This window comes from Pseudomonas mandelii, assembly GCF_002251635.1.
Taxonomy (GTDB): domain Bacteria; phylum Pseudomonadota; class Gammaproteobacteria; order Pseudomonadales; family Pseudomonadaceae; genus Aquipseudomonas; species Aquipseudomonas mandelii_B.
Genome location: NZ_NMOJ01000195.1, coordinates 33,639 through 40,124, shown reverse-complemented (window position 1 = coordinate 40,124; position 6,486 = coordinate 33,639). Strand labels below are relative to the sequence as shown.

The following is a 6,486-nucleotide window of genomic DNA, read 5'->3' as shown; positions in this document are numbered from 1 at the left end:
CTGCGCCGCAAAGAGTACAAACTCCCCGGCGCTTGTTTGGCCGCCCGTGATCGGCCTTGCGCTCACCGCAACTGACCTGATTAGGAGAATCATCATGGCTTTCGAATTGCCGCCGCTGCCCTACGCACACGATGCCCTGCAGCCGCACATCTCCAAGGAAACCCTGGAGTATCACCACGACAAGCACCACAACACCTATGTCGTGAACCTGAACAACCTGGTGCCAGGCACCGAGTTCGAAGGCAAGACCCTGGAAGAGATCGTCAAGTCTTCTTCGGGCGGCATCTTCAACAACGCCGCTCAGGTCTGGAACCACACTTTCTACTGGAACTGCCTGGCGCCAAACGCCGGCGGTCAACCTACCGGCGCACTGGCTGAGGCGATCAACGCTGCATTCGGTTCGTTCGACAAGTTCAAAGAAGAATTCACCAAGACTTCCGTCGGCACCTTCGGTTCCGGTTGGGGCTGGCTGGTGAAAAAAGCTGACGGTTCCCTGGCCCTGGCCAGCACCATCGGCGCCGGCAACCCGCTGACCAGCGGCGATACCCCGCTGCTGACCTGCGACGTCTGGGAACACGCTTACTACATCGACTACCGCAACGTGCGTCCGAAATATGTCGAAGCGTTCTGGAACCTGGTCAACTGGAAATTCGTGGCTGAGCAATTTGAAGGCAAAACCTTCAAGGCTTAAGCTCGACGCCAGACAAGAAACCCGGCTTTTATGCCGGGTTTAATGAGATGGTCAGCCTGACCGAGAAGCCCTGCAGGTTTACGCTTGCAGGGCTTTTCTCGTTTTCGGCGGAGGATCTCTCATGAATACGATGACGCTTCTCGGTATCGACATTGGCAAACACAGTATCTCCTGTGGGAGCGAGCCTGTGTTGAGCCCCTGTGGGAGCGGGCTCAGGTGTTTCTAGGTGGGGACAACGTTATCCACCGCGCGGCTCACGGCCAATTCCGCGAGCATGATGACCTGCTGAATCGCCATCGCCTTATGGCGTTGCGGGCCGATCAGCTCGGCGGCGAAGTCGCTGGCCAGGACACTGGCGCACGCCAGGGATTCACAGGCATGAACCAACAGGCTTTCGCTGTCGTTGTCCGGGGCAATCATGAACATGGTGCTGGGGCGGCGGGGTTTTTCGGCGTAGTGGGTCGCGGGATCGAGGTAGTAGTCGAGGGCGCGGTTGATGGCTTCGCGGTCTCGGAGCAGGTCGTCGTTGCGTGATGTTTCGGGATCGGGCGTGGTGGTGTCGATGGGTGGATCTGGAACTATCTTTTTGCACATTTGGGGTCATCTCAATTGGGGCCACCACCTATCGTTCTCACACGATAGAAGGGTGGCAGCTATGTGCGGAGTGAGAAACCGGTAACCCCGAACCCGGCCGGACCGAAGTCCGCCCGCACACAGCCGCCATTGAGCATTGCAGGCAGCGGATAAGCCGGCGGCAATTATGGTGGTACTGATGTTGGATTAAAAGGTCTACGGGCTCTCACTCCCGGTCGCTGAGTTTTCAGCGACCAAAGGTTAGAGAACACGCTTCCTACCCGGCAACCTGAAAAATGCGTGGGAAAACGCCGTGTTTTTTACACANGCAGGTACCGTCCTGTACGGTGGTAATGGAGTCCTGCGGCGGCATTCCCACGCGGAGCATGGGAACGATCAATCGGGAGGCAACAGGAAGAGATTGGTCGGCTATCAGGCCGCCATCGCAGGCAAGCCAGCTCCCACAGGGAATGGCGTGAACCCGCAAATTGCAGGTCGGCTGTCAGGCCGCCTTCGCAGGCAAGCCAGCTTACATCCGAAAGAACACGTCGACTACCAAGCCGCCTTCGCAGCGATGCGGCGACCCGACAAGCCAGCTCCCACAGGGTTCGGCGTACATCTGCAAGATGCTGGTCGGCTGTCAGGCCGCCATCGCTGGCAAGCCAGCTCCCACAGGAATCGGCGTGTACCGCTCGCTTTTCACCACTCATCAGGCCGAGCGTTAGCTCGCCTTCAGCTTTTGATCTGCCCGCCCCTTTCGGGAGGCTGAGTGGAGGTGTTCATCCGGGGAGTGGCGCGCAGCGCCGTTCGACGCAGTCGAACACGCTGCATGTAGGTCGTCGCGAAGCAGACCGGAGGGCAGTGTCCCCGGATGGATACCGGAGCGAAGGTACGCCGAGCCCAGGCGAGGGGCCGGACGCTTGGGGCGAGACTTTTTGGTTCCTTTTGTGGCGTTTGACAAAAGGGACTCGCCGTAAGGGCGAAACCCTAAGTGGCCGTTACCGCAGGAACGGATATGTACACCGAACGAACGAACGAACGAACGAACGAACGAACGAACAATCAGTCCGNAAGAACATGGTCGGCTACCAGGCCGCCAAGTAACCAAGCCAATCTCGGACAATGAAACCAGCATTCAGCCCCTTGCCCCCACGCCACAGCAGGCTAACATCAACAAAAGGAAAAATAGTCCCAATCCCCCTCAAGTTGAAGGACCCAACTACCGACACAGTACAAATAGGTCAAATACTCAAAACAACAGCATTTCTGCCAAGCTGCAGGCAAAAAACCCTGAGATTGAATGTCCCTTTGACTGCCATCACGGGATTGCCAATACTCATGGCAACTTGATGCTACCCGCATGGAACAAGGAATGACCCTTTGAAGCTGGAACTCAAAAACAGCTTGTCGGTGAAGTTGCTACGGGTTGTGCTGCTGTCGGCATTGATCGTCGGCGTAGTCTTGAGCTGCGCGCAGATCGTTTTCGATGCCTATAAAACACGCCAGGCCGTGGCCAACGATGCAGAACGCATCCTCGACATGTTCCGCGACCCCTCCACCCAGGCCGTCTACAGCCTGGACCGNGAAATGGGCATGCAGGTAATCGAAGGCCTGTTTCAGGACGACGCCGTGCGCCTGGCCTCCATCGGCCATCCCAACGAAACCATGCTCGCGGAAAAGTCTCGTGAGTTGCAGCATTCAAACAGCCGCTGGCTGACCGACCTGATCCTCGGCAAGGAACGCACCTTTACCACCCAACTGGTAGGCCNGGGCCCCTACAGCGAATATTACGGCGACCTGAGCATTACCCTGGACACCGCCACCTACGGCAAAAGCTTTATTGTCAGCTCGGTGATCATTTTTATTTCCGGCGTGCTGCGCGCCCTGGCCATGGGCCTGGTGCTGTACCTGGTCTACCACTGGCTGCTGACCAAACCGTTGTCGCGGATTATCGAGCACTTGACCTCGATCAACCCGGACCGGCCCAGCGAACACAAGATCCCCCAGATCAAAGGTCACGAACGCAACGAACTGGGGCTGTGGATCAACACGGCCAACCAGTTGCTCGAATCCATCGAACGCAATACCCACCTGCGCCATGAGGCGGAATCCAGCCTGCTGCGCATGGCCCAGTACGACTTTCTCACCGGCCTGCCCAATCGTCAGAANTTACAGCAACAACTGGACAAGATCCTAGTCGACGCCGGCAAATTGCAACGACGGGTCGCGGTGCTGGTGGTGGGCCTGGACGACTTCAAAGGCATTAACGAACAGTTCAGCTACCAGACCGGCGACCAATTGCTATTAGCCCTGGCCGATCGCCTGCGCGCTCACAGCGGTCGTCTCGGCGCCCTCGCCCGCCTCGGCGGCGACCAGTTCGCCCTGGTGCAGGCCGATATCGACCAGCCCTACGAAGCGGCCGAACTGGCGCAAAGCATCCTGGACGACCTGGAAGCGGAATTCGCCCTCGATCATCAGGAGATCCGCCTGCGCGCGACCATCGGCATCACCCTGTTTCCCGAGGACGGCGACAGCACCGAGAAACTGCTGCAAAAAGCCGAGCAGACCATGACCCTGGCCAAGAGCCGCTCCCGCAACCGCTATCAGTTCTACATCGCCAGCGTCGACAGTGAAATGCGCCGACGCCGCGAATTGGAAAAAGACCTGCGCGATGCCCTTAGCCGTGACCAGTTCCACCTGGTGTATCAGCCGCAAATCAGCTACCGCGACCACCGCGTGGTCGGTGTGGAAGCGCTGATTCGCTGGCAGCACCCGGAACATGGCCTGGTGCCGCCGGACTTGTTTATCCCGCTCGCCGAGCAGAACGGCACCATCATCGCCATCGGCGAGTGGGTGCTGGATCAAGCGTGCAAGCAATTGCGCGAATGGCACGATCAGGGTTTCCCGGATCTGCGCATGGCGGTGAACCTGTCGACCGTGCAACTGCACCACGCCGAATTGCCGCGAGTGGTCAACAACCTGCTGCAGATCTACCGCTTGCCACCCCGCAGCCTGGAGCTGGAAGTGACCGAGACCGGCCTGATGGAAGACATCAGCACCGCCGCCCAGCACTTGCTGAGCCTGCGTCGTTCCGGGGCGCTGATCGCCATTGATGACTTCGGTACCGGCTACTCATCCCTGAGCTACCTGAAAAGCCTGCCTCTGGACAAGATCAAGATCGACAAGAGCTTCGTTCAGGACCTGCTGGATGATGACGACGACGCAACCATCGTGCGCGCCATCATCCAACTGGGCAAAAGCCTGGGCATGCAAGTGATTGCCGAAGGCGTGGAAACTGCCGAGCAGGAGGCTTACATCATTTCCGAGGGCTGCCATGAGGGCCAGGGNTACCACTACAGCAAACCGCTGCCGGCACGGGAATTGAGCGCCTATCTGAAACAGGCGCAGCGCAGTAACGCGGCTATTTTGTAGATCTCAAAAGATCCACGACACAACTCTCGCCTGAATAAGAAATATTTCCANATCTGAAACAGGCGCAGCGCAGTAACGCGGCTATTTTGTAGATCTCAAAAGATCCACGACACAACTCTCGCCTGAATAAGAAATATTTCCAGCTACAACCCTTTACACATAATGCGAAAGATTTGCATTATGTCGCAGTTTCGCGCACCCGCTGCGCCATACCACCCCCTCTCGAAGCAGGATGTTCGCCATGATTCGTATGCCCCTGGCCACCGCCAGTCTGTTGGCCATCGCTATTTCCCTCGCCGGTTGTGGCGAAGGCAAAGACAAAGCTGCAGCTCCAGCGCCTACACCGGCCGCCAGCACGACCGCTCCGGCGCCAGCCACCGCTCCCGCCGCTACCAGCAAAGTCGACGAAGCCGCCGCTAAAGCCGTTGTCGCGCATTACGCCGACATCGTCTTCGCGGTGTACAGCGACGCGGAATCCACCGCGAAAACCCTGCAAACCGCAATCGACACCTTCCTCGCCAACCCGAACGCCGACACCCTGAAAGCCGCCAAGGCGGCCTGGGTAGCTGCCCGCGTTCCTTACCTGCAGAGCGAAGTGTTCCGNTTCGGTAACACCATCATCGACGACTGGGAAGGCCAGGTGAACGCCTGGCCCCTGGACGAAGGCCTGATCGACTACGTCGACAAATCCTACGAGCACGCGCTGGGCAACCCCGGTGCCAACGCCAACATCATCGCCAACAACGAGATCCAGGTCGGCGAAGACAAGGTCGACGTCAAGGAAATCACCCCGGAAAAACTCGCCAGCCTCAATGAACTGGGCGGTTCCGAAGCCAACGTCGCCACCGGCTACCACGCCATTGAATTCCTGCTCTGGGGCCAGGACCTCAACGGCACCGGCCCTGGCGCGGGCAACCGCCCGGCGTCGGACTACATGACCGGCGACGGCGCAACCGGCGGTCACAACGATCGTCGCCGCGCTTACCTGANGTCCGTGACTCAGTTGCTGGTCAGCGACCTGGAAGAAATGGTCGGCAACTGGAAGCCCAACGTCGAAGACAACTACCGCGCCACCCTGGAGGCGGAACCGGTTGATTCCGGCCTGCGCAAAATGCTGTTCGGCATGGGCAGCCTGTCCCTGGGCGAACTGGCGGGCGAGCGCATGAAGGTTTCCCTGGAAGCCAACTCCCCTGAAGACGAACACGATTGCTTCAGCGACAACACCCATAATTCGCAGTTCTACGATGCCAAGGGTGTTCGCAACGTGTACCTGGGCGAATACACCCGCACCGACGGCACCAAGATGACCGGCGCCAGCCTGTCGTCCCTGGTGGCCAAGGCTGACCCTGCGGCCGACGCCGCGCTGAAAGCCGACCTGGCCGCAACCGAAGCCAAGATGCAGGTCATCGTCGATCACGCCAACAAGGGTGAGCACTACGACCAGCTGATCGCCGCCGGTAATACCGCTGGCAACCAGATCGTGCGCGACGCAATCGCCGCCCTGGTCAAGCAGACCGGTTCGATCGAAGCCGCCGCTGGCAAACTGGGCATCAGCGACCTGAACCCGGATAACGCTGATCACGAGTTCTGATCAGTGCTGGNTGAGTGAATAAAGAGGCGACCTTCGGGTCGCCTTTTTCATGCCCGCCTGAATGCAATCCCCTGTGGGAGCGAGCCTGCTCACGATGGCTGCGCCTCGGTCCTCTGTGAAAACCTGCCCCATACCGCCTTCGCGGGCAAGCCTCGCTCCTACAGGGTCTACGCTGACCCCGTGGGAGATTCTATGGTTG

Annotated in this window: 4 protein-coding genes; 3 read left to right on the top strand and 1 reads right to left on the bottom strand. The window is 59.0% G+C overall.

Features of this window, described 5'->3' with window-relative positions:
* Positions 1-94 precede the first annotated feature (94 nt).
* On the top strand, positions 95-691 hold the full coding sequence (locus B7L09_RS24115) for a superoxide dismutase (RefSeq protein WP_094470931.1): 597 nt from the start codon (positions 95-97) through the stop codon (positions 689-691).
* A 222-nt stretch (positions 692-913) separates the two neighbouring features.
* Here the strand turns inward: B7L09_RS24115 and B7L09_RS24110 are convergent, their stop codons facing one another.
* A complete protein-coding gene (locus B7L09_RS24110; RefSeq protein WP_094470930.1) occupies positions 914-1,285 on the bottom strand; it encodes a DUF6124 family protein in 372 nt (123 codons plus the stop codon).
* A gap of 1,359 nt (positions 1,286-2,644) precedes the next feature.
* On the opposite strand from B7L09_RS24110, the gene B7L09_RS24100 reads away from it, so the two are divergent.
* Both B7L09_RS24100 and B7L09_RS24095 read left to right on the top strand, forming a co-directional pair.
* The gene (locus tag B7L09_RS24100; protein WP_094470929.1) at positions 2,645-4,696 is read left to right on the top strand and encodes a putative bifunctional diguanylate cyclase/phosphodiesterase; all 2,052 of its coding nucleotides are present in this window, start codon (positions 2,645-2,647) and stop codon (positions 4,694-4,696) included.
* A 241-nt stretch (positions 4,697-4,937) separates the two neighbouring features.
* Positions 4,938-6,287: an imelysin family protein gene (locus B7L09_RS24095; RefSeq protein ID WP_094470928.1), complete on the top strand. Its 1,350-nt coding sequence runs from the start codon at positions 4,938-4,940 to the stop codon at positions 6,285-6,287.
* Positions 6,288-6,486: the final 199 nt, after the last annotated feature.

What these genes read in the sequence shown, in the direction of transcription:
- B7L09_RS24110 (WP_094470930.1), bottom strand. Translation starts at nt 1,285, where the DNA reads ATGTGCAAAAAGATAGTTCCAGATCCACCCATCGACACCACCACGCCC.
- B7L09_RS24115 (WP_094470931.1), top strand. Translation starts at nt 95, where the DNA reads ATGGCTTTCGAATTGCCGCCGCTGCCCTACGCACACGATGCCCTGCAG.